2 protein-coding genes and 1 tRNA gene are annotated in these 1,023 nt (G+C 48.4%); all 3 read left to right on the top strand.

Going from position 1 to position 1,023, the window contains the following annotated elements:
* Nucleotides 1-22 precede the first annotated feature (22 nt).
* Nucleotides 23-95 (top strand) — tRNA-Ala (locus ALMA_RS07940).
* Nucleotides 96-272: 177 nt separating this feature from the next.
* Nucleotides 273-782 (top strand): transposase-like zinc-binding domain-containing protein, encoded by a 510-nt coding sequence (locus ALMA_RS08425; RefSeq protein WP_420807213.1) that lies wholly within the window; start codon nt 273-275, stop codon nt 780-782.
* Nucleotides 783-838: 56 nt separating this feature from the next.
* Nucleotides 839-1,023 (top strand): transposase (locus ALMA_RS07935; RefSeq protein WP_158520690.1); only part of this gene is annotated, 185 nt, incomplete at its 3' end.

Below are 1,023 nucleotides of genomic sequence, written 5' to 3'. Positions count from 1 at the left end.
CATGTATAGTAAAAAAGTCTTCGGGGCTATGGCGCAGCTGGTAGCGCATCTGCATGGCATGCAGGGGGTCACGGGTTCGAATCCCGTTAGCTCCACGAAGCAAGACCTCGGCTGGAAAGCCGAGGTCTTTTTTGTTTTGCGGTGTGGTGACGGTGAAAGCCGGCATATAGGAACTAAAGTTATTGCTTAAGTTTGTGTTAGGCGTTGTGTTTCTTGGTGTTAGGGCGTGTTGAGGTTTTCTTCTGATACCTTGTGGGTGTGTCATAGAAGGTATGAGACATGTTTCTGCCCAAGCGCCACAGTGTCCTGTATGTCATACGCGTATGAAGAAAAACGGTCGAGACCGCTACCATAGGCAACGCTGGATGTGCACATCGTGCACTCTAACCAGCCGTAAACCAGGAGTAAGTCACAAACCGTATAAACACCTCGTAGAGTTCTTGTCGTGGCTTCTGGGTGCATCACGCCAACCCGACGCAGCGCGCGGCTTTAGAAAACGCATAGCATGGTGTTGGAACCTTATTCCCCAGCGTAGCGAGGATAGTGACCATCATCGTGTCGTCATGATTGATGGCACTTATCTAAAAACAGGCAAATGTCTCCTGATCGCTATTGATGGTGATACCAGTAAAGTCTTGGCCTGGCAGTGGGCAAACAAAGAAACAAAAACCGCGTACACCACACTATTATCCCGGTTTGTTTTCCCTCCAGAAGTCTTAGTATGCGATGGAAACAGAGCACTCGAAAACACGTATACACGCTTATGGCCCCATACCAATTGATGTGCACTGGTTTTGGTTCCGCGTTTCGTGACAAGTTCTAGGAGATGATAGGAACTATGACAGTACCGTATTCGCAAGAGTTCAGAGATAAAGCAGTCCGCCTGCTTGAACAAGCGTTCTCAACGTATGATAATGAAGCTGAAGCATTCACTGAGACGGCCAGACAACTGGGTGTTAGTAGTCAGTCACTACGCAGGTGGCGTAAACAAGCTATACGAGAAGAAGCAGTAGCGCAGAACAT

This window comes from Alloscardovia macacae (assembly GCF_002259705.1).
GTDB classification, from domain to species: domain Bacteria; phylum Actinomycetota; class Actinomycetes; order Actinomycetales; family Bifidobacteriaceae; genus Alloscardovia; species Alloscardovia macacae.
This window is presented reverse-complemented; position numbering and strand designations above follow the sequence as displayed.

Bases quoted from the DNA above. Each gene is read 5' to 3' on its own strand.
- ALMA_RS08425 (WP_420807213.1), top strand. From the start codon at position 273: ATGAGACATGTTTCTGCCCAAGCGCCACAGTGTCCTGTATGTCATACG.